Origin of the sequence: Serinibacter salmoneus (assembly GCF_002563925.1) — a bacterium.
GTDB lineage: Bacteria > Actinomycetota > Actinomycetes > Actinomycetales > Beutenbergiaceae > Serinibacter > Serinibacter salmoneus.
In genome coordinates, this window is the sequence record NZ_PDJD01000001.1 from 1149697 (window position 1) to 1170445 (window position 20749).

The window sequence follows — 20749 nt, forward strand, 5'->3', positions numbered from 1 at the left end:
GTGACTACTCGGAGGGGCGGAACCAGCGCCGAGCGGCAAGCGCGGAGACCACCGACCAGGCGGCCAGGGTGAGGATCTGCGCCACGGGTGCGGAGCCGTCGATCAGTGCGTCGCGCAACCCCTCGCCCAGCGCGCCGGATGGCAGCAGCGACACCGCGGACGCGAGCCCGGAGGGAAGCGAGTCCAGCGGCAGCACGAGGCCGCCCCCGGCCGCCATCAGGACCCACGCGAGGTTCGCCACGGCCAGCACACCCTCCGCGCGCAGGGTGGCCGCCACCAGGAGTCCGAGGCAGGTGAACGTGGCGACCCCGAGGGCCACCAGCGCGACCGCAGCGGGCCATGCGGCGAGATCGGGTCGCCAGCCGGTCGCGAACCCGAGCGCGCCCAGCACGGCGCACTGCGCGACCACCAGCGCCGCAACGCCCAGGGACTTGCCCGCCACGATGCCCGAGGGGCCCAGCGGCGTTGTGGCGAGCTGGCGCAGCACCCCCCACCGTCGCTCGAAAGCCGTGGCGATGGCGAGCGAGGTGAACCCGGCCGAGACGATCGCGAGGGCCAGCACGCCGGGCACGACGACGTCGATGCGCGCAGCGCCCTCGGGGAGGGTGAGCATGACCGTGTCCCACGCGCCGAGGCCGACCAGCACGAGCGCAGGCAGCACGAGGGAGACCAACAACTGCTCACCGTTGCGCAGGGATCCGACGAGCTCGAACCGACCGTGCGCGAGCACGCGTGAAGCGGCGCTCATGCTCCGGCCTCGCCGAGGTGGGCGTCGCCATCGCTCATCGACCGGTCCTGCTGCGCGCGGTCGGTGGCGCGCAGGTACGCGTGTTCCAGGGTTCCGCCGCCGCTGGTCAGGCGCAGGATCGCGCAGCCCTGGTCCGCGCACCACGCGGCACACGCGGCGATCAGCGCCGGGACGTCGGCAGGCGAGGCCGCGGCGAGCACCCACCGGTCCGCCTCGGCGCGCGTGGTGGCCGGCCGCATCGCGTCGGCGAGGTCAGCGGCCTGATCGGGCGTGAGGCGCCGATCCAACACCACCTCCACACTGCCGGACGCGGCGTAGCGCGCAATCAGCTCCGGTGCCGTTCCCGAGGCCAGGAGAGCCCCCCGTTGCAGGATATGGATCTCATCGGCGAGTTCCTCGGCTTCGTCCAGGTGGTGCGTGGTGAGCACGACGGCGCAGCCGCTCTGGCGCAGGCGGCGCACCGTGGCCCAGGCGGCGGCCCGCGCGTGAGGGTCCATACCCGCGCTCGGCTCATCGAGGAAGGCGAGCGAGGGACGTCCGATCAGGGCGAGCGCGAGCGCGAGGCGCTGACGCTGCCCCCCGGACAGCCGCCGCACCGGGGTGGTCAGCACCGCACCGAGGTCGAGTTCCTCGACCAGTGGGTCGATCGGGAGCGGCCGGTCGTGGACGCGGCCCGCCAGGTGCAGCACCTCCTTCACCCGCCGGCCGAGCGGGAGGCCTGCGTCCTGCAGCATGACCCCGACCCGGGCGCGCGCCTGGAGGGAACCGGGAGAATGCCCCAGCACCCGGATCGTGCCCCCCTGGAAGGGGCGCAGGCCCTCTGCGCACTCGATCGTGGTCGTCTTCCCGGCCCCGTTGGGGCCCAGCACCGCCGTCACGCTGCCCGCCTGGGCCGCGAGGGTGAGCCCTGCCACCGCGGTGGTCGTGCCGTAGCGCACGGTGAGGTCGGTGATCTCCAGGGCAGGGGTGGGCACGAGGATCGATACTACGGCCCGCGGCGCCTCGCCGGGGGCCGGTGAGGTATGCCTTGCTTGAACAATCCGATTTACAGAAGGACACTGTTACCTAAAGTGACCGAGCGGGGACCGAGTGGAGGTGAGGGCGATGAGCCACCGCGTGTCCACACCCCTGCACCCCGCCGCAGAGGAGGACTCCGGCACCCGTGCGCGGGTCAGGGAGCTCGTGATCGAACTGGGGCCCGTGCAGGCGAGTTCGATCGCCGAGCGGCTGGACCTCACACCCGCGGCTGTGCGCCGTCACCTCACGGCGCTGGTGGACGCGGGAGAGGTGTGTGAGCGCGCCGCGGTCCGCGCCGCTCCCCGTGGCCGCGGTCGACCTCCGCGGGAATACGTTGCGACGGGGCGCGCGCAACAGCACCTACCCGATGACTCCTCGCTCGTGGCGCGGCAGGCATTGCGGGCGCTCGCGCGCAGCGCCGGGCCGGCTGGCGTCCAGGAGTTCGCGCGGGAGTGGTTGCGCGAACCCGAGGAGCGGTATGCCGCGGCACTGGCGCCGGTGGGGGAGTCCCCGCAGGCCCGAGCGACCGCCCTGGCGGACCTGCTCTCTCGGGACGGCTACGCCGCATCGGTTCGCACGGTCTCGCTCGTGCCCGAACGGGCTGCCGTGGTGCAGTTGTGCCAGGGACACTGCCCGGTCCGTGAGATCGCGCAGGAGTTTCCCCAACTGTGCGAGGCTGAGACGCAGATGCTGCAGCGGCTGCTCGGGGTCCACGTGCAGCGACTGGCCACCATCGCCGGCGGCGGCCACGCCTGCACCACGCACATCCCCGGCCCCCCGCCCGAGATTCGCCCACAGACCCAACCCAGGCGCCCGAGTCCCGCGACGCCTGAGCCGATCCAGACGAACGAGGAAGGACTCGCATGAGTACTCCTGCCCAGCCGATGACCCAGGATGAGGCGATTGCCTCCATCGGCAACTACAGCTACGGCTGGCACGACTCCGACACCGCGGGTGCCACAGCGCGCCGCGGTCTGAGCGAGGAGGTCGTCACCGAGATCTCCCGCCTGAAGGACGAGCCGGAGTGGATGCTCAAGCGGCGCCTGCGCGGTCACACCCTCTTCGGCCGCAAGCCGATGCCGACCTGGGGTGCGGACCTGACCGGTATCGACTTCGACAACATCAAGTACTTCGTGCGCTCCACCGAGAAGCAGGCCCAGACCTGGGACGACCTTCCGGAGGACATCAAGGCCACCTACGACCGTCTCGGCATCCCCGAGGCGGAGAAGCAGCGCCTCGTGGCCGGTGTCGCCGCGCAGTACGAGTCCGAGGTGGTCTATCACCAGATCAATGAGGAGCTCGAGCGCCAGGGTGTGATCTTCATGGACACCGACACCGCGCTGCGCGAGCACCCGGAGTTCTTCGAGGAGTACTTCGGCACCGTCATCCCCACCGGCGACAACAAGTTCGCGGCACTGAACACCGCGGTGTGGTCCGGCGGCTCCTTCGTGTACGTGCCCAAGGGGGTGCACGTGGAGATCCCGCTGCAGGCCTACTTCCGCATCAACACCGAGAACATGGGGCAGTTCGAGCGCACCCTGATCATCGCGGACGAGGGCTCCTACGTGCACTACGTGGAGGGCTGCACCGCGCCGATCTACTCCAGCGACTCCCTGCACTCCGCCGTGGTGGAGATCGTGGTGAAGAAGGACGCCCGCGTCCGGTACACCACCATCCAGAACTGGTCCAACAACGTCTACAACCTGGTCACCAAGCGCGCCACGGTGGAGCAGGGCGGCACGATGGAGTGGATCGACGGGAACATCGGCTCCAAGGTGACGATGAAGTACCCCGCGGTCTACCTCATGGGCGAGCACGCCCGCGGCGAGACCCTCTCGATTGCCTTCGCCGGCGCGGACCAGCACCAGGACACCGGCTCCAAGATGGTGCACATGGCCCCGCACACCTCCTCCTCGATCGTCTCCAAGTCGGTGGCACGCGGTGGTGGACGGGCCTCCTACCGCGGTCTGGTGCAGGTGATGGACTCCGCCGCCCACTCCAAGTCCAACGTGCTGTGTGACGCGCTGCTCGTGGACCAGATCTCCCGCTCCGACACCTATCCCTATGTCGACGTGCGCGTCGACGACGTGGAGATGGGTCACGAGGCCACCGTCTCCAAGGTGAGCGAGGACCAGTTGTTCTACCTCATGTCCCGAGGCATGGAGGAGACCGAGGCCATGGCCATGATCGTGCGCGGGTTCGTCGAGCCCATCGCGCGCGAACTGCCCATGGAGTACGCCCTCGAGCTCAACCGCCTCATCGAACTGCAGATGGAAGGGGCCGTCGGCTGATGACGACCACTGACGTGACCGAGCCCACGGGCCGCTCCACCGATCACTCCCGCGCCACCGCGGACGACGCCCACACCCACGGGGATGCCCCCGCCTCCTCCCGCGCCGCCCGCCTGGCATCCTTCGATCCCGCCGCGTTCGGCGAGATCACCGGCAGCGAGGAGGAGTGGCGGTTCTCCGCCGTCGACTCCCTGCACCCCCTGCTGCAGGACGCGCCCGCCGAGGGCCACCTGACCTGGGATGTGCCCGCACTGCCCGAGGGCGTCACCGTGACCGAGGTCGGGGCCGAACAGGCCATGGCCCGATCTGTGCGCGCCCCCGGCGACCGGGCCTCGGCGATCGCCGCGAGCCGCGCCCAGGGCGCCGCCGTGCTCAGCGTGGCGCGCAACACCGTGGCGGCCGACCCGGTCGAGATCACCCTCACCGGGCAGGGCGAGGACGTGCGTGGTCACGTCCTCATCGAGGTCGGGGAGAGCGCCGAGGTCACCGTGGTGCTGGACCGCCGCGGCAGCGCCACCTACGGGGAGTTCATCTCCGTGGACGTGGCCGCGAACGCCCACCTCAACCTCGTGCTGCTGCAGCAGTGGCAGGACGACGCCGTGCACGCCGGCGAGGTCGTGGCCCGCCTGCACCGCGATGCCCGCCTGCGCGGCACCGTGGTCAGCCTCGGCGGCAAGGTAGTGCGCCTGAACACCTCCGCCGCGCTGGTCGCCCCCGGGGCGGACGTGGAGCTCTTCGGCCTGTACTACGCCGACGCCCACCAGCACCTGGAGCACCAGCTGTTCGTGGACCACGCGGCGCCCAACGCGCGCTCACGCGTGACCTACAAGGGCGCCCTGCAGGGCGCCGGTGCGCGCAGCGTGTGGATCGGTGACGTGCTGATCCGCAAGGAGGCCGAGGGAACCGACACCTACGAGCTGAACCGCAACCTCGTGCTCACCGAGGGTGCGCGGGCCGATTCGGTGCCGAACCTGGAGATCGAGACCGGCGAGATCGAGGGCGCAGGCCACGCCAGCGCCACCGGCCGGTTCGACGACGAGCAGCTGTTCTACCTCAAGGCCCGCGGCATCCCCGAGGACGTCGCCCGCCGCCTGGTGGTGCGCGGCTTCTTCGCCGAACTGATCCAGCAGATCGGCGTGCCGAGCGTGCAGGACCGCCTCATCGCCGCGATCGAGGCCGAGCTGGAGGTCACGGGAGCGTGACCGCACAGAGCGCAGCGTTCCTGGACGAGCTCGAGCCCGGCACCGCGATGAGCGTGAGCGTGACCGCCCCGGATGGGTCGGACATGATCATCGCGCTCGTGCGCACCGCCGACGGCTCGGTCTACGCCCTGGACGACGAGTGCTCCCACGGCCGGGCCTCGCTCGGCGAGGGCGATGTGGAGGGCAACGGGGTGGAGTGCTGGAAGCACGGCTCCATCTTCGACGTCACCACCGGCCGCCCGATGAACCTTCCCGCGACCAAGCCCGTCGCGACCTACCCCGTCACCATCGAGGGCGAGCTGGTGCTCGTCGACGTCGATGGCCCTGCGAACTAGGAGAACCACCACGATGTCCACCCTGGAGATCAAGAACCTGCACGTCAGCGTCGAGACCGCGGACGGCCCCAAGCAGATCCTGCGCGGTGTGGACCTCACCGTGAACAGCGGCGAGACCCACGCGATCATGGGCCCCAACGGCTCCGGCAAGTCCACCCTGGCCTACTCCATCGCCGGGCACCCCAAGTACGACGTCACCGATGGGCAGATCCTCCTGGACGGTGAGGACGTGCTGGAGATGAGCGTGGACGAGCGCGCCCGCGCCGGGCTGTTCCTCGCCATGCAGTACCCGGTGGAGGTGCCCGGCGTGACCGTGGCGAACTTCCTGCGTACCGCCAAGACCGCGATCGACGGCGAGGCCCCGAAGCTGCGCACCTGGACCGGTCAGGTCAGCGAGGCCATGAAGGCCCTGCGCATGGACGGTGAGTTCGCCCAGCGCAACGTGAACGAGGGGTTCTCCGGCGGTGAGAAGAAGCGCCACGAGATCCTCCAGATGGAGCTGCTGCGCCCCGCCTTCGCCGTGCTGGACGAGACCGACTCCGGTCTGGACGTGGACGCGCTGCGCGTGGTCTCCGAGGGCGTGAACCGCCTCAAGGAGACCAGCGAGGTGGGTGTGCTGCTCATCACCCACTACACCCGCATCCTGCGCTACATCAAGCCCGACTTCGTGCACGTGTTCGTGAACGGCCGCGTGGCCGAGGAGGGCGGCCCCGAGCTCGCCGAGCGTCTCGAGGCCGAGGGCTACGACCGCTTCCTGGGCGCCGGGGTCTGAGATGAGCGTGGCCGACGTGGGGCTCGGCGCCAGTGAGCTGGCGCGCGTGCGGGCGGACTTCCCGCTGCTCGCGCGCCAGGTCAATGGGCGCGACCTGGTGTACCTGGACTGGGGGGCCACCTCCCAGCGCCCGGAGTGCGTGATCGACGCGGAGCAGGACTTCGCGCTGCACTCCAACGCCGCCGTACACCGGGGCGCCCACACGTTGGCCGCGGAGGCCACCGAGCTCTTCGAGGACGGCCGCCGCGCCGTGGCCTGGCTCGTGGGGGCGGACCAGGAGGAGATCGTCTGGACCTCCAACGCGACCGCGGCGATCAACCTGCTCGCCTACGCGATCTCGAACGCGACCGCGGGCCGGGGCGGGCGGGCGGCCCGCCGGTTCGCCCTGGCCGCCGGTGATGAGATCGTGGTGACCGAACTGGAGCACCACGCCAACCTCGTGCCGTGGCAGGAGCTCGCGGCACGCACCGGGGCGGTGCTGCGCCCCGTCTCGGCCACCGACGAGGGCCGGCTCGATCTGGGTTCGCTGCGCGAGGCCCTCAGCGAGCGCACCAGGATCGTGGCGGTGACCCACGCCTCGAACGTCACCGGCGCCGTGACCGACGTCCCGGCCGTGGTGGCCGCGGCCCACGCCGTCGGCGCCCTCGTGGTGCTGGATGCGTGCCAGTCCGCGGCGCACCTGCCGCTGGACCTGCACGCCCTCGGGGTGGACTTCGCGGTGTTCTCCGCCCACAAGATGCTCGGCCCCACCGGGGTCGGGGCGCTGTACGGGCGCCGCGAACTGCTGCAGGCGCTGCCGCCGGTCACCACGGGCGGCTCGATGGTCGAAGTGGTCACCATGACCGAGGCCACCTACATGCCGCCGCCGCAGCGCTTCGAGGCCGGCACCCAGATGGTCTCCCAGGTGGTCGGCTGGCGTGCCGCCGCGCAGTACCTCAGCGATCTCGGGATGGCCCAGGTGGCCCAACACGAGGAGGCCCTCACGCGGCGACTGCTGGCCGGCGTGCTCGCCGTCCCGCACGTGCGCGTGCTCGGCCCGCACGAGGCGAGTGACCGCCTCGGGGTGGTCGCCTTCGAGGTCGAGGGCGTGCACCCGCACGACGTGGGCCAGGTCCTGGACGCCGAGGGCATCGCGGTGCGGGTGGGTCACCACTGCGCGCAACCGATCCACCGCCGCCTCGGGGTCGCCTCCTCCACCCGGGCCTCGGTCGGCATCGCCACCACGCAGGCCGAGATCGACACGTTCCTCGAGGCGCTCGGCCGGGTGCGCCCGTTCTTCGGACTGGGGGAGTGATGGCCGGACTCGATCAGCTCTACCAACAGGTGATCCTCGACCACGCCCGCGCCCGCACCGGCTCGGGGCTCATCGCCGCCGAGGGTGAGATGGTGGGGGAGTCCTTCCAGGTCAACCCCACCTGCGGGGACGAGGTGCGCCTGCGGGTGCGCCTGGAACCCGCCGCCGGCGGCGGCGCCCCGCGGATCGCGGAACTGGGCTGGGAGGGCGTGGGGTGCTCGATCTCCCAGGCCTCCCTCTCGGTGCTCGCCGAACTGGTCGACGGCGTGGACGTGCGGCGCGCCGAGGACCTCGGGGAGACCTTCCGGGCGCTGATGCACAATCGAGGCAAGCCGCTCACCGACCAGGCGGCCGAGGAGGACCTCGGCGACGGTGCCGCGTTCGTGGGTGTCGCGCAGTTCCCGGCGCGCATCAAGTGCGCCCTGCTCGGCTGGATGGCGCTGCGGGACGCCGTGGCGCACGCGCTGGTCGGCGGTGCGCCGGATGAGGATTCGACAGGAAGGGTGCAGGAATGAGCACCATCGGAAGCACACCCACCGTCGCGGACGTCGAGGAGGCGCTGCGCGACGTGATCGACCCGGAGCTCGGCGTGAACATCGTCGACCTCGGGCTGCTGTACGGGCTGGTGATCGACCCGGACGGGTCCTGCACCGCGGACCTGACGCTGACCTCCGCGGCGTGCCCGCTGACGGACGTCATCGAGGACCAGGCGAACCAGGCTGTGGAGGGCCTGGTGACCGAGCTGCGCATCAACTGGGTCTGGATGCCGCCGTGGGGGCCGGACAAGATCACCGACTCCGGTCGGGAGCAATTGCGGGCCATCGGCTTCAACGTCTGAGGGCGGTGTCCGAAGCCGCGATGTCTGACCAGGCGATGTCCGCTCCCGCGAGTACCGGGCCCGTGCTGCTCGGCGACCTCATCACGGACCTGGAGCGACGCTACCCGCCCTCCACGGCTGCGCAGTGGGACGCCGTCGGGCTGCTCGCCGGCAACCCCGGTCGCACGGTGTCCCGTGTCCTCCTGGCCGTGGAGGTGAACCAGGACGTGGTCGAGGAGGCGGTTCACCTCGGCGTGGACCTGCTGCTCGTGCACCACCCCTATCTCCTGCGGGGCGTCCACACGGTGGCGGAGACGACGGCGAAGGGCCGCGTGCTGGCCGAGCTGATCCGCCACGACATCGCGTTGTACGCGGCGCACACGAACGCCGATGACGCACCGGGCGGGGTCTCGGCGGCGCTCGCGGAACTCCTCGGCCTGCGGGAGGCGGAGCCGCTCATCCGCTCCACCCATCCGGACTCCCACCCCGGTTCGGGCACCGGGCGTGTGGGCACCCTCGCCGAGCCCACCAGCCTGCGGGTTCTGGCCGAGCGGGTGGCACAGGCGCTGCCCCGCACCGCGCAGGGGCTGCGCGTGGCCGGTGACCTGGACGCCGAGGTCACACGGGTGGCTGTGTGCGGCGGGAGCGGCGACTCCTTCCTCCCCGACGCCCGCCGGGTGGGGGCCGAGGTCTACCTCACGGCCGACCTGCGACACCATCCCGCGACCGACTTCCGGGCCGAGGCTCCGCTGCCGTACCTCATCGACGCCGCGCATTGGGCGAGCGAGTGGCCCTGGCTGCCGCATCTCGCCGAGCAGGTGACGCAGGACTGCGCCGCGCGGGGCGCTACGGTGGAGGTCCACGTCAGCAGCATCTGTACCGACGCGTGGGACGCCGTCGCCGGACGGTGACCCGCGGGCCACGGATGGGCGCCGTGGGTCCGACAGCCCCGCATCCAGCACCGAGGTGAACCCGTGAGCACAGCACCCGCCACCGATCAGCGCCGACTCCTGGATGTGCAGGCGCTCGACACCGCCCGCGCGAAGGTGGCGCACGCCCATCGCAGTCACCCCACGCACGCCACGCTGAGCGAACTGCGCGACCGCGCCGCCGACCTGGCTCGCGCGGAGGTGGTCGCTGTCTCGACGCTGAAGGACGCGCAACGCGCCCAGGCCAAGGCCGACGCGGATGTGGAGCAGGTGCGGGTGCGTGCCGCCCGCGACCAGCAGCGACTGGACTCCGGGAGCCTGAGCCCCAAGGAGTCCGTGTCCATGATGTCGGAACTGGAGTCCCTCGCCCGCCGTCAGGCGGCGCTGGAGGAGATCGAGCTGGAGACGATGGAGGCGGTCGAGACGGCCGAGGGCGAGCTCACGGCGATCCGCGAGCAGGCAACCTCCATCGCCGCCGACATCGAGCGGGTGGAGGCCGAGCAGCGCGAGGCACTGGCGGACCTGGACGGCCAGCTCGCCGAACTGGAAGCCAAGCGCGCAGTCGCGATCCGGGGCCTGGACGAGGGCCTGCTGGCGCTGTACGAGAAGGTCCGCGCGCAGACCGGGGGCCTGGCCGTGCTCACCGTGCGGGGGCAGCGCACCGAGCCGATCGCCCTGGACCTCTCGCTGAGCGAGATCAACGACCTGCGCACCGCCCCGGCTGACCAGGTGATGCGCTCGGAGGACGGCTACATCCTGGTGCGCGTGTCGGACTAACGGGCGGGCTGCGCCAGAGCCCCGGCGCTCCCCGTTTGCTCGGGGTCCTCGAACTGCATCTCCTCCAGGTTCACCCCGGTGGTGCGGATCTGGAAGCGGTGGGTGACCCACGCACCGAGCGCCGAGGTCGCGATGAGGATCAGCAGCAGCGCCGTCTGCCCGATCGCCGCCAGCAGGATCGGGAAGAGGAACGAGGTCATCACCGCACCGATCTTCGCGAACGCGGCCGCGAACCCGGCGCCGGTTCCGCGGATCTTGGTGGGGAAGACCTCCCCGGCCAGCAGGTAGGTCTGGGAGTTCGGTCCCGCATTCGTGGCGAAATTGAACACGATGAAGCCGAGGAAGATCAGCGCCGTCTGGGGCGCGCCCACGAACGCTCCGGACAGCGCCGCGATCCCCAGGCCGAGGCCGCACCCGAGGAAGCCCCAGATCTGCAGGCGGATCGAGCCCACCCGGTCCACGTACCGGATGGCCACGAGGATCCCGATCACGAGGAATGCGTCGATGAAGACGGCGGCCTCCGCGCCCTCCAGGCTGCTGGCCACGACCGCGGCCACCGAGTGGTCGTCGGTGTCCGTCTGTGCGGCACCGGACCCGAAGGTGGTGGCGACGATCACCGGCGTGAAGATCCCGATCCCGTAGGTCCCCAGGTCCTGCAGGAACCATGGGACGGAGGCCAGGATCGTGGCGCGGCGGGCCTTCTTCTTGCGGAAGAGGTCGGCGAAGGTGGCCTTGTGTTTGCCCTTGGGCTTCTTCGGTGCCTTGATCACCACCCGCTCCGGGTAGGCGGGGGAACGGGCGAGCAGTCGCGTGAGGGCCTCGTGGGCGAGCACGGAGTGCCCCTTGGTCAGCGCCCAGTGCGGGGACTGCACCACGAAGAACCGCCCGGTCGAGACCGCCAGCGCCGGCAGGATCGCGACGGCGAACATCACCCGCCAGCTCGAGGCGTCGCCCGGCATGAGGCGCAGGATCACGACGGCGATGATCGAGCCGACCACGGCACCCACCGCCTGGAAGGCGAAGGCCCCCAGCACGGTGCGACTGCGCGCACGGGAGGACATCGTCTCCGACAGCATGAGGTGGGCGACCGGGTAGTCGCTGCCCAGCGCCACGCCCGTGCCGATGAGGCACAGCAGCATGACCGGGAAGGTCGGCGCGAGCGCCAACCCCACCAGGAACACCGTGAAGGCGAGCATCTCGGCGATGAAGACCTGCTTGCGCCCGAAGCGATCCGAGAGGTTGCCCAGCGCGATCGCGCCCAGCAGGATCCCGAACAGGGGAGCGGCCGTGACCATGCCCTGCTGCGTCGTGGTGAGGGAGAAGTCCAGGGTCACCAAAGGCAACGCCACACCGTTCATGAACACCACGAGACCCTCGAAGAGCTTCCCGGCGCTCGCGAGGGCGAAGATGAGCTGCTGCATCCCGGTCATCGGCGCCTGCACGAGGCGGGTGCCGTCCGGCCACTGCGGGGTCTCGTCGAGGTAGCTCTGGATCGAGCGCGCGCTCGTGCTCACGGGGGTCCTTCGCGGTCCGGGGGGAGGGTGATCCACACGCTAGTGCGGTCCCTGCCGGCGCGACATCGCAGCCGGTCACCGGAGCGTGAACGGCACGTGAACAGCGGGCGGGCCGCCCTCAGCACACGAGGGTGAGGACCGCCGGGGTGCCGGACCGGGGCGAGTGCTGCAGCTCCGCGGCCTTGATCGCGCCGCTCGTGCGCAGCCCGCGGGCCGCCTGCAGCAGTGAGCGCGCGTCGGTCGGCTCGGCACCCCGCCGGCGCAGGAGGTGACCCACCAGGACTCCCCGCAGGTGCTTGGCGGCGTGCGAGACCACCCGACGTTCGCCGTCGACCTCCTCCTCCACCCGCACCTGCACCCAGTCGGCAGTCGGCGCGGGCCGCCACAACGGGAGGAACTCCGAGGAGCGCACGTCCACCACGAGTTCCTGGGAGGGGCGGTGCGCGAGCGCCTCGGTGAGCGCCGGGCGCCAGAACGACCCGAGGGACCCGATCCCGGGCACCGACCCCATCGCCAGGCGGCTCGCGGGGATGGCATCGGTGGGGGTGACCATGCCCAGCAGCGGGGAGGCGATCACCACGTCCTCCCGCACCCGGCGAGCCGCCGCGCCGCGGCTGCGCACGGCCCCCGGCAGGTCGGCGGCGGCGAACAGCACACCCGTGAACACCGTGTGAGCGGGTGCGGTGGGTCGGGTGACCGGGTCGTGCTCGGTGCCGGCGAGTGCGGAGACCAGGCGGGTACGGGCCTCGGTCAGGGAGGGCAGGGCCAGCGAGTCCAGCTGCACAGGAGCGGCGCCGGGAGGGCCGGGGGTCTGGCCGCGGGAGGGGGGAAGGACGAGAAGCACCAGTCCACCCTAGGTCCACGCACGAGCGGCCGAGGATGCGCGGGTAGACTCACCCGTGGATGAGTCGGCCAGGCGACCGCGTTCCCTTCGGGGACCGAGGAACGTCCGGGCTCCACAGGGCAGGGTGGTGGCTAACGGCCACCCGGGGTGACCCGCGGGACAGTGCCACAGAAAACAGACCGCCCCTCGCAGCGCGGGGGGTAAGGGTGAAACGGTGCGGTAAGAGCGCACCAGCGCGGCGGGTGACCGCCGCGGCTCGGTAAACCCCACCCGGAGCAAGGCCAGACAGGGAGTGAGTCGCCCGCTCAACGCTCCCGGGTAGGCCGCTGGAGGCACGCGGCAACGCGTGTCGTAGATGGATGGTCGCCGTTCGCCGCCGGGTAACCGGCGGCGTTCACAGAACCCGGCGTATCGGCCGACTCATCCACCGTTCTTGCTGTGACCTGCGGTGATGTGCAGGCGGATGGTGGTTGGGAGACGTGGTCATGAACGTTGTGTCACTCACCGCCGTGTGTGAACTCACGGAGCGTGTAGGCAGCGTCACCTCTTTTCGGGTCGATCAGTACGCTGTTCTTGTCTCAGGCGAACGGGTGCTGATTCCCCTCGACTTCGGTTTCGACGTTCTGGCACCTCCCGGCTATCGGAGGGATTTGATCTCCCGGGAGTCCCTCGTCGACTCGGCGAAGGTCACGCTGGTTGCTGACTCGGAAGTCGACGAACTGCCACTGGATCTCATTTCCTTTGTCCTCGCGGGGCGCGGTGTTGTCGCGGATGTGGAGGTCCTGCGTGGCCTTCCGGTGGTGATCGAGCTCGGCCCGCGCGCACTCAGCCTCATGGACGCGTCCTAGGCTGGGCACATGCCGCGGACGATCGCCACCACCACCCGACTCGAGCGCCCCGAGCTGCTGGAGTTCCTGCGTTCCCGGCACACGGGGGTGCTGGTCACCACGCGCCGGGACGGTTCGCCGCAACTGAGTCCGGTCGCCTACGGCGTGGACGGCGAGGGCCGCGTGGTGGTCTCCACCTATCCCGAGCGCGCCAAGGCCCACAACGCGCGCCGCAACCCGGCGGCGTCGCTCATGTCTCTCGGCGCCGCGTTCTCCGACCCGTGGGTGCAGGTGGACGGCGAGGCCGAGGTGCTCGACATGCCCGATGCCGTCGAACCGCTCGTGGAGTACTTCCGCTCGATCAGTGGGGAACACCCCGACTGGCAGGAGTACCGCGAGGCGATGCGCACGCAGGGCAAGTCCCTGATCCGCCTCACCATCACCCGGTGGGGGCCGGTGGCCACCGGTGGCTTCCCAGCGCGTCTCGCCGACTGACTCGTGGACCGACGCCGCCGCCCGTGGCAGGGACTCAACAGTGCTACTCGGGCGTGATGACCTCGCGGATAGCCGCGAGTTTCTTCACGTGCGGTAGCGCCGCGAGCAGCAGGGCCGCGTCCTGCGTGCCGGGGTCGAGCACCAGGGTGTCCACGCCGGACTCCATGTAGCCCATCAGCAGGTCGGTCACCCGGTCCACCGGGACCGCGAGCAGCCGGCGGCCTTCCTCCTCCGGGAGCCCCGAGGCCGCCGCGAACGCGACGGCGCGTTCGGGGGAGGTGAAGGTGGCCACCACGCCCCGCTCCTCGATCTGCATCGCGAACGGCGTGGGTTCCTCGTCGCTCCCGCGGGCGATGAAGAACCACTTCTCCAGGCCGAATGCGTCCTGCCACGCCGCGAGTTGTGCGACGGATTCGGCGTTCCCGCTCGGCTCGCTCACGCGGCGTGCCTGTGAGCGAAGGCCGCGGCGCCGACGATTCCGGCGGCATTGCGCAGCTGGGCGGGCACCATCGGGGTGTTCAGGTCCAGCAGCGGGAGGAACTTCGCGTGGTGCTTGGAGACCCCGCCGCCGATCACGAACAGGTCGGGGGAGAAGAGCATCTCCACGTGGCTGAAGTACCGCTGCAGGCGAGGCGCCCATTCCTGGAAGGTCCAGCCCTCGCGCTCGCGCACCCCGCTGGAGGCCTGGGTCTCGGCGTCGTGGCCGTCGATCTCGAGGTGCCCGAGTTCGGAGTTGGGGATGAGCTCGCCGTCGTAGATCATCGCGGATCCGATCCCGGTTCCCAGGGTGGCCACGATGACCAGGCCGTCCACACCCTTCGCGGCGCCGTACTTCACCTCGGCGTAGCCCGCGGCGTCGGCGTCGTTGACCACGACCGCCTTGCGGCCCGTGGCCTCACGCGCTACGGCGGAGATGTCCGTGCCGATCCAGGAGTCGTCCACGTTGGCGGCGGAGTAGGCCACACCCTTCTTCACGATCGCCGGGAAGGTGAGCCCGATCGGCGCCTTCTTCGGCAGGTCGAAGGAGCGCACGAGTTGGCCGAGCACCTCTCCGACCGCCTCCGGGGTGGCGGGCTGCGGCGTGGGGATCCGGACCCGGTCGGTGGCGAACTCGCCGTGCTTGAGGTCCACGGGGGCACCCTTGATGCCGGACCCGCCGACGTCGATCCCGAACGCGATCTTCTCCGACATTCCGTGCCCTCTCCGTTGCGCTTGACCTCGTGCGGCAGCACGCTTGGGCATGAGTCTAGGGAAAGGTGGGCGTGATGCCGAACGAGGACGATCTGCGCGAGCGCGGCTACTACTACAACATCACCACCGGTGAGGTGGAGCAGGGCATGGTCTCCGCGTGGAAGCACCGGATGGGGCCCTACGCCACGCGCGAGGAGGCGGCGTCGGCGCTGACCACCGCGCAGCGGCGCAACGACTCCTGGGACGAGGCGGAGAAGGAGTGGCGGGGGAGTAGGGGCGGACGGCGTGGCTCACCGCCGGTGAGGAACGCTCAGCTCTCGTAGGTGTGCTCCGGCCCCGGGAAGGAGCCGTCGCGCACCGCCGCGATGTAGTCGGTGGTGGCGGTGTGCAGGGCGGCCCCCACCTGCCCGAACTGGCGTGCGAACCGGGGTGACCAGTCGCCCATCCCCGCCATGTCCAGCCAGACCAGGACCTGGCCGTCACAGCCGTTGCCCGCCCCGATTCCGATGGTCGGGATCTCCAGGTCCGCGCTGACCGCGCGTGCCAACGGAGCCGGGACCATCTCCAGCACGAGCGCCACCGCACCGGCCTCGGCGAGCGCGAGGGCGTCGCGCCGCAGCCGCGCGGCCGCCTCCTCGCCACGGCCCTGGACGCGCTTGCCGCCGATGAGATGCTCGGACTGCGGGGTCAGGCCCAGGTGCCCGACCACGGGGATGCCCGCGCCGGTCAGGAGCGAGACCTGGGCGGCGATCCGCTCGCCGCCCTCCATCTTCACCGCGGCCGCGCCGCCCTCCTTCATCAGGCGGACGGCGGAGGCGTGCGCTTGCTGAGCGCTGGCCTCGTAGGTGCCGAACGGCAGGTCCGCCACCACGAGGGAGCGTCGCGTGGCGCGGGAGACGGAGCGGGTGGCGAGCACCATCTCCTCCAACGTCACCGGGATCGTGGTGGCGTGGCCGAGCATGTTGTCGCCGATCGAGTCCCCCACCAGCAGCATGTCGATGCCGGCGTCATCGAAGATGCGCGCGGTCGCGCCGTCGTAGGCGGTCAGCATCGTCAGACGCTCGCCGTTCTCCTTGGCGCGGCGCAGGTGCGGCACGCGGAACGGGGCCGGCGCGGGCGTGGTGGACATCGTGCTCCTTCGGCAGTCCAGGGCAGCGGGCGGACATCTCGCTGCGGTTCAGGGTAGTCGGCTCCGCTCGACGCGCACCGCGCAGGTGGGCACACAGGCGTGGAACGCGACATGATAGGAACGGGAGGTCGCCGGAGATGCCGGAGTCCCACTCGAGGCAGGGAGAGGTATGGACAAGCAGCAGGAGTACGTGCTCCGTTCGGTCGAGGAGCGCGACATCCGCTTCATCCGGTTGTGGTTCACCGATGTCCTGGGTCTGCTGAAGTCCGTGGCGATCGCTCCCGCCGAGTTGGAGAACGCCTTCGCCGAGGGCATCGGGTTCGACGGCTCCTCCATCGAGGGCCTGGCGCGGGTGGCCGAGTCGGACATGTTGGCGCGCCCCGACCCCTCCACGTTCCAGGTGCTGCCGTGGCGGGGCGACCAGCGGGGTACCGCCCGAATGTTCTGCGACATCCTCACCCCGGACGGCGAGCCCGCCGCCGCGGACCCGCGCAACGTGCTCAAGCGCGCCCTGAACAAGGCGGCGGACGCCGGGTTCACCTTCTACACCCACCCCGAGATCGAGTTCTACCTCTTCCACACCCCGGTGAGCTCCGGTGGTCCGCTGATCCCGGTGGACGAGGCGGGGTACTTCGATCACGTGGCCCGAGGCACTGGTCACGACTTCCGCCGCGCCGCGATCAGCCTGCTGGAGTCCATGGGGATCTCGGTGGAGTTCTCCCACCACGAGGGAGGTCCGGGGCAGAACGAGATCGACCTGCGCTACGCCGACGCCCTGTCCACCGCGGACAACGTGATGACGTTCCGCACCGTGGTGAAGGAGGTGGCGCTCGACCAGGGCATCATGGCCTCCTTCATGCCCAAGCCGCTGATCCAGCACCCCGGGTCCGGTATGCACACGCACTTCTCGCTGTTCGAGGGTGACCACAACGCCTTCCACGACCCGGCAGGGCAGTACGAGCTCTCCGACACCGCGCGCAAGTTCATCGCCGGGTTGCTGTACCACTCCGCCGAGGTCACCGCCGTCACGAACCAGTTCGTGAACTCCTACAAGCGGCTGTGGGGTGGCGGCGAGGCCCCGAGTTACGTCTGCTGGGGTCACAACAACCGGTCCGCCCTGATCCGGGTGCCGATGTACAAGCCCGGCAAGGGTCAGTCCGCTCGCGTGGAGTACCGCGGGATCGACGCCGCGGCCAATCCCTACCTCACCTACTCGGTGATGCTCGCGGCGGGCCTCAAGGGCATCCAGGAGGGCTACGAACTGCCGGACGAGGCCGAGGACAACGTCTGGAGCCTCACCGACGCCGAGCGCCGGGCCATGGGCATCGCGCCGCTGCCGAACAACCTGCAGGACGCGCTCGACATCATGGAGCGCTCCGAGCTCGTGGCGGAGACCCTCGGCGAGTCCGTGTTCGCCTACTTCCTGCGCAACAAGCGGCAGGAGTGGCAGGAGTACCGCGCCCAGGTCACCCCGTACGAGGTCTCGAAGTTCCTGCGGGCGCTGTGACGCCATGAGAGTGCCGTCGCTGACGACCTCCCTCATCCGGTGGGGTTTCAAGGACGCCACTCGCGCGGCCTCGCTCATGCAGGAGGAGTGGCTGGGCGATCTGTACGCCCAGGACCCTGACGCGTTGCGCGCCGTGGGGGAGTGCGCCGACCCGGACCTCGCGCTGCTCACCCTGGTGCGGATCCACGACAACGCCTCGGCTGCCGAGCGTGACGCGCTGCGCACGGTACTCCTGGAGGCCGGGGAGCCGAGGGAGCGGCTGCTGGCGGTCCTGGGAGCCTCCGCGGCACTGGGGGACACCCTCGTGCACCACCCGGCGGACGTTGCCGTGGTGACCGGGGAACGAGGCGCCGGGATCCTGCTGGAGAGCGCCGAGGACCTGCGCGCGAGCCTGCTGCGCGCCGTGGAGGCGGACCCGGACGCCCCGGTGCCCCTCGTACCGCAGCACGCGCTGCCTGGCGCCGTGGACGCGATGCGACGCGCCTACCGCCGCCAGCTGCTGCGGGTGGCCGCCACGGACCTGACCCGGCCCGATCCGCTCTCGGTGCTGCCGGGCGTGGCAGCCGCTCTGGCCGATCTCGCCGCCGCCGCGCTCGAGGCTGCGCTGGCCATCGGTCGCGCCCAGATCGAGCACGCCGAGCACGTGCGCCTCGCCGTGCTCGGGATGGGCAAGACCGGTGGCCGTGAGCTGAACTACATCTCCGACGTCGATGTGGTCTTCGTGGCCGAACCGGCCGACGGCGCCGCCGAGGCGGGCATCGATGAGGACCGGGCGATGCGCATCGGGGCGAGACTGGCCTCGGCGATGGCCAGGGCGTGCTCCTCGCCCTCGCAGGAACCCGCCCTGTGGGAGGTCGACGCCGCGCTGCGACCCGAGGGCAAGCAGGGGCCGCTGGTGCGGACCCTCGCCAGCCACCTCGCGTACTACAAGCGGTGGGCGAAGACCTGGGAGTTCCAGGCGCTGCTGAAGGCTCGCCCGGTGGCGGGCGACCGGGACCTCGCCGACGCCTACCTGGAGGCGATCGGCCCGATGGTGTGGACCGCGGTACAGCGCGAGAACTTCGTGGAGGACGCCCAGGCGATGCGGCGCCGCGTGGAGGACCACGTGCCCCGCAAGGACGCCGACCGCCAACTCAAGCTCGGCGCCGGTGGACTGCGGGACGTGGAGTTCACCGTGCAGCTGCTGCAGCTCGTGCACGGCCGCCTCGCCCCGGAGATCCGCTCCCGCAACACCCTGCGCGCCCTGGCGGCCCTGGCCGCGGAGGGATTCGTCTCCCGAGCCGACGCCGCCCGCCTGGCCGTGTGCTACCGGTTCCTGCGGCTGATGGAGCACCGCATCCAGCTCTACCGGATGCGGCGCTCCCACCTGCTGCCCACCAAGGAGGCGGACCTGGACCGACTGGCGCGCTCGATGCGCCTGGTGCCGGACGAGGAGTCCGACGTCGCCACCGAGCTGCTCGTGCGGTGGCGGCACACCCGCCGTGACGTGCGGCGCCTGCACGAGGAACTCTTCTACCGACCGCTGCTGCCGGCGACGGCGCGACTGTCCGCCGATGACGCCGCACTCTCGCCGGAGGCAGCCAAGGCACGGTTGGCGGCGCTCGGCTATCGCGCGCCCGAGGCCGCCATGAAGCACATCTCCGCGCTCACCGACGGGGTCTCGCGCCGCGCCGCCATCCAACGCCAACTCCTGCCGGTGATGCTCGCCTGGTTCACCGAGGGCACCGACCCCGATGCCGGGTTGCTCGGCTTCCGGGCGCTCTCGGAGGAGATGGGGTCGGAGTACTGGTACCTCAAGCTGCTGCGCGACTCCGGGGTGGTGGCCCACGACCTGGCGATCGTGCTGTCCTCCTCCAAGTACGCCGCGGATGCGTTGCGGCGCTCCCCGGAGTCGGTGAAATGGCTCGCCGAGGGTGGCGACCTGACACCCCGCAGCCCCGAGCAGCTCGGGGCGGAGATGGACGCCACGCTGCGGCGTCGCACCTCGAGCGAGTCCTCCATCACCATGGTGCGGTTCCTGCGGCGCCGCGAACTCGCCCGTACCGCTCTCTCGGACGTCCTGACCCGGCTGTCCGCCGTGGACACGCCGGCCATCTCCTACGCGGCCGACGCCGCTCTGCGCGGCGCCCTGCGGATCGCCGCGCACGATGTGTGCACCGAGTGGGGGATCGAGGAGACCCCGACCCTGCTGCTGATCGTGGCGATGGGTCGCCTCGGTGGTCAGGAGCTCAGCTACTCCTCCGACGCCGACGTGATGTTCGTGCACGACCCTCGCCCGGGCGAGGATCACGACCGCGCCCAGAAGTTCGCACTCGCCGTCGCCCAACGGGTGGCGAACCTGCTGGGGCAGACCTCCTCCGAGCCCTCGCTCGAGGTGGACGCCACCCTTCGGCCCGAGGGACGCAACGGCCCCCTGGCCCGTTCGTTCGCCGCCTATCAGGAGTACTACGGCCGGTGGTCCTCCGGGTGGGAACGCCAGGCGCTGCTGCGGGCGCGGCCGGTGGCGGGGGACGTGGACCTCGGGCGCCGGTTCGTGGACCTGATCGATCCCATCCGCTACGCGCCCGGTGGCCTGGACGACTCCCAATTGCGCGAGTTCCGGCGGATCAAGGCGCGCGTGGAGAGCGAGCGGCTGCCCCGCGGGGTCTCCCCACAGCGCCACCTCAAGCTCGGGCGCGGCGGAGTGGCCGACGTGGAATGGACCGTGCAGTTCCTGCAGTTGTTGCACGCACACGAGGTCCCCGGTCTGCGCACCACCCGCACCTTGGAGGCTTTGCAGGCAGCCAAGGAGGCCGACCTGATCACCGCCTCCGACGAGGAGCGGCTACGCCGGGCCTGGTCGATGGCCGTGCGGGCCCGTGACGCCATCGTGCTGTACACCGGGCGTACATCCGGTACCAAACTGGATGTCCTGCCCTCCGAGCGTCGCGAACTCGCGGGCGTCGCCCACCTCATGGGGTACCCCGATACGTCCCCGTGGCGCCTGGAGGAGGACTACCTGCGGGTGGCGCGGCGTGCCCGCGCGGTCGTCGAACGAGTCTTCTACGGGGAGTAGGCCAC

The 20749-nt window shown here is 70.9% G+C and carries 22 protein-coding genes and 1 other RNA gene; 16 read left to right on the forward strand and 7 right to left on the reverse strand.

The genetic code is table 11. From position 1 onward, the window contains the following. Positions 1-4: 4 nt before the first annotated feature. Together ATL40_RS04995 and ATL40_RS05000 are read right to left on the reverse strand one after the other, a co-directional pair. Positions 5-748: an ABC transporter permease gene (locus tag ATL40_RS04995; RefSeq protein WP_098468574.1), complete on the reverse strand. Its 744-nt coding sequence runs from the start codon at positions 746-748 to the stop codon at positions 5-7. Beyond that, a complete protein-coding gene (locus ATL40_RS05000) occupies positions 745-1722 on the reverse strand; it encodes an ABC transporter ATP-binding protein (protein ID WP_098468575.1) in 978 nt (325 codons plus the stop codon). Before ATL40_RS05000 ends, ATL40_RS04995 begins: the two co-directional genes overlap by 4 nt. Positions 1723-1864: 142 nt before the next feature. On the opposite strand from ATL40_RS05000, the gene ATL40_RS05005 reads away from it, so the two are divergent. From ATL40_RS05005 to ATL40_RS05050, 10 genes are all read left to right on the forward strand, one after another. Then, the gene (locus ATL40_RS05005) at positions 1865-2632 is read left to right on the forward strand and encodes a helix-turn-helix transcriptional regulator (RefSeq protein ID WP_245866766.1); all 768 of its coding nucleotides are present in this window, start codon (positions 1865-1867) and stop codon (positions 2630-2632) included. Beyond that, a complete protein-coding gene (sufB, locus tag ATL40_RS05010) occupies positions 2629-4056 on the forward strand; it encodes a Fe-S cluster assembly protein SufB (protein WP_098468577.1) in 1428 nt (475 codons plus the stop codon). Before ATL40_RS05005 ends, sufB begins: the two co-directional genes overlap by 4 nt. Then, positions 4056-5258 (forward strand): Fe-S cluster assembly protein SufD, encoded by a 1203-nt coding sequence (gene sufD / locus ATL40_RS05015; protein WP_098468578.1) that lies wholly within the window; start codon positions 4056-4058, stop codon positions 5256-5258. Before sufB ends, sufD begins: the two co-directional genes overlap by 1 nt. Beyond that, complete coding sequence (locus ATL40_RS05020) at positions 5255-5593, forward strand: non-heme iron oxygenase ferredoxin subunit (RefSeq protein WP_098468579.1); 339 nt, start codon at positions 5255-5257, stop codon at positions 5591-5593. Before sufD ends, ATL40_RS05020 begins: the two co-directional genes overlap by 4 nt. Before the next feature lie 13 nt (positions 5594-5606). Then, on the forward strand, positions 5607-6365 hold the full coding sequence (sufC, locus tag ATL40_RS05025; RefSeq protein ID WP_098468580.1) for a Fe-S cluster assembly ATPase SufC: 759 nt from the start codon (positions 5607-5609) through the stop codon (positions 6363-6365). Position 6366: 1 nt separating this feature from the next. Further along, positions 6367-7659: a SufS family cysteine desulfurase gene (locus tag ATL40_RS05030; RefSeq protein WP_098468581.1), complete on the forward strand. Its 1293-nt coding sequence runs from the start codon at positions 6367-6369 to the stop codon at positions 7657-7659. After that, positions 7659-8174, forward strand: a complete 516-nt coding sequence (gene sufU / locus ATL40_RS05035) for a Fe-S cluster assembly sulfur transfer protein SufU (RefSeq protein WP_098468582.1) — start codon at positions 7659-7661, stop codon at positions 8172-8174. The genes ATL40_RS05030 and sufU overlap by 1 nt, the downstream gene beginning before the upstream one ends. Next, a complete protein-coding gene (locus ATL40_RS05040) occupies positions 8171-8497 on the forward strand; it encodes a metal-sulfur cluster assembly factor (protein ID WP_098468583.1) in 327 nt (108 codons plus the stop codon). The genes sufU and ATL40_RS05040 overlap by 4 nt, the downstream gene beginning before the upstream one ends. A 20-nt stretch (positions 8498-8517) precedes the next feature. Beyond that, positions 8518-9387 carry a Nif3-like dinuclear metal center hexameric protein gene (locus ATL40_RS05045; protein ID WP_245866769.1) on the forward strand — a complete coding sequence of 290 codons (870 nt, stop codon included), beginning with the start codon at positions 8518-8520 and terminating at the stop codon, positions 9385-9387. A gap of 63 nt (positions 9388-9450) precedes the next feature. Beyond that, complete coding sequence (locus tag ATL40_RS05050; protein WP_098468585.1) at positions 9451-10182, forward strand: zinc ribbon domain-containing protein; 732 nt, start codon at positions 9451-9453, stop codon at positions 10180-10182. Here ATL40_RS05050 and ATL40_RS05055 read toward each other — a convergent pair. Together ATL40_RS05055 and ATL40_RS05060 are read right to left on the reverse strand one after the other, a co-directional pair. Continuing rightward, positions 10179-11696 (reverse strand): MFS transporter, encoded by a 1518-nt coding sequence (locus ATL40_RS05055; protein ID WP_211283064.1) that lies wholly within the window; start codon positions 11694-11696, stop codon positions 10179-10181. The genes ATL40_RS05050 and ATL40_RS05055 overlap by 4 nt on opposite strands. Positions 11697-11814: 118 nt before the next feature. Then, on the reverse strand, positions 11815-12540 hold the full coding sequence (locus ATL40_RS05060; RefSeq protein WP_098468586.1) for a YaaA family protein: 726 nt from the start codon (positions 12538-12540) through the stop codon (positions 11815-11817). A gap of 60 nt (positions 12541-12600) precedes the next feature. Here ATL40_RS05060 and rnpB point away from each other — a divergent pair. From rnpB to ATL40_RS05075, 3 genes are all read left to right on the forward strand, one after another. Next, positions 12601-12967: RNase P RNA component class A (gene rnpB, locus ATL40_RS05065), an RNA gene on the forward strand. A gap of 58 nt (positions 12968-13025) precedes the next feature. Beyond that, complete coding sequence (locus tag ATL40_RS05070; protein WP_143556866.1) at positions 13026-13388, forward strand: hypothetical protein; 363 nt, start codon at positions 13026-13028, stop codon at positions 13386-13388. Between the two features lie 9 nt (positions 13389-13397). Beyond that, entirely contained in the window at positions 13398-13862 is a 465-nt protein-coding gene (locus ATL40_RS05075; protein WP_098468588.1) for a PPOX class F420-dependent oxidoreductase, read from the forward strand. Between the two features lie 43 nt (positions 13863-13905). On the opposite strand, the gene ATL40_RS05080 is transcribed toward ATL40_RS05075, so the two are convergent. Next, on the reverse strand, positions 13906-14301 hold the full coding sequence (locus ATL40_RS05080) for a hypothetical protein (RefSeq protein WP_098468589.1): 396 nt from the start codon (positions 14299-14301) through the stop codon (positions 13906-13908). Then, entirely contained in the window at positions 14298-15053 is a 756-nt protein-coding gene (gene ppgK / locus ATL40_RS05085; protein ID WP_098468590.1) for a polyphosphate--glucose phosphotransferase, read from the reverse strand. Before ppgK ends, ATL40_RS05080 begins: the two co-directional genes overlap by 4 nt. Before the next feature lie 74 nt (positions 15054-15127). On the opposite strand from ppgK, the gene ATL40_RS05090 reads away from it, so the two are divergent. Next, on the forward strand, positions 15128-15376 hold the full coding sequence (locus ATL40_RS05090; protein WP_098468591.1) for a hypothetical protein: 249 nt from the start codon (positions 15128-15130) through the stop codon (positions 15374-15376). Here the strand turns inward: ATL40_RS05090 and panB are convergent. Then, positions 15364-16182 carry a 3-methyl-2-oxobutanoate hydroxymethyltransferase gene (gene panB, locus ATL40_RS05095; RefSeq protein ID WP_098468592.1) on the reverse strand — a complete coding sequence of 273 codons (819 nt, stop codon included), beginning with the start codon at positions 16180-16182 and terminating at the stop codon, positions 15364-15366. The two genes, ATL40_RS05090 and panB, sit on opposite strands and share 13 nt — an antisense overlap. A gap of 169 nt (positions 16183-16351) precedes the next feature. Here panB and ATL40_RS05100 point away from each other — a divergent pair, with 169 nt between their 5' ends. Together ATL40_RS05100 and ATL40_RS05105 are read left to right on the forward strand one after the other, a co-directional pair. Continuing rightward, entirely contained in the window at positions 16352-17689 is a 1338-nt protein-coding gene (locus ATL40_RS05100) for a glutamine synthetase family protein (protein ID WP_098468593.1), read from the forward strand. Between the two features lie 4 nt (positions 17690-17693). Further along, a complete protein-coding gene (locus ATL40_RS05105) occupies positions 17694-20744 on the forward strand; it encodes a bifunctional [glutamine synthetase] adenylyltransferase/[glutamine synthetase]-adenylyl-L-tyrosine phosphorylase (protein WP_098468594.1) in 3051 nt (1016 codons plus the stop codon). Positions 20745-20749 lie beyond the last annotated feature (5 nt).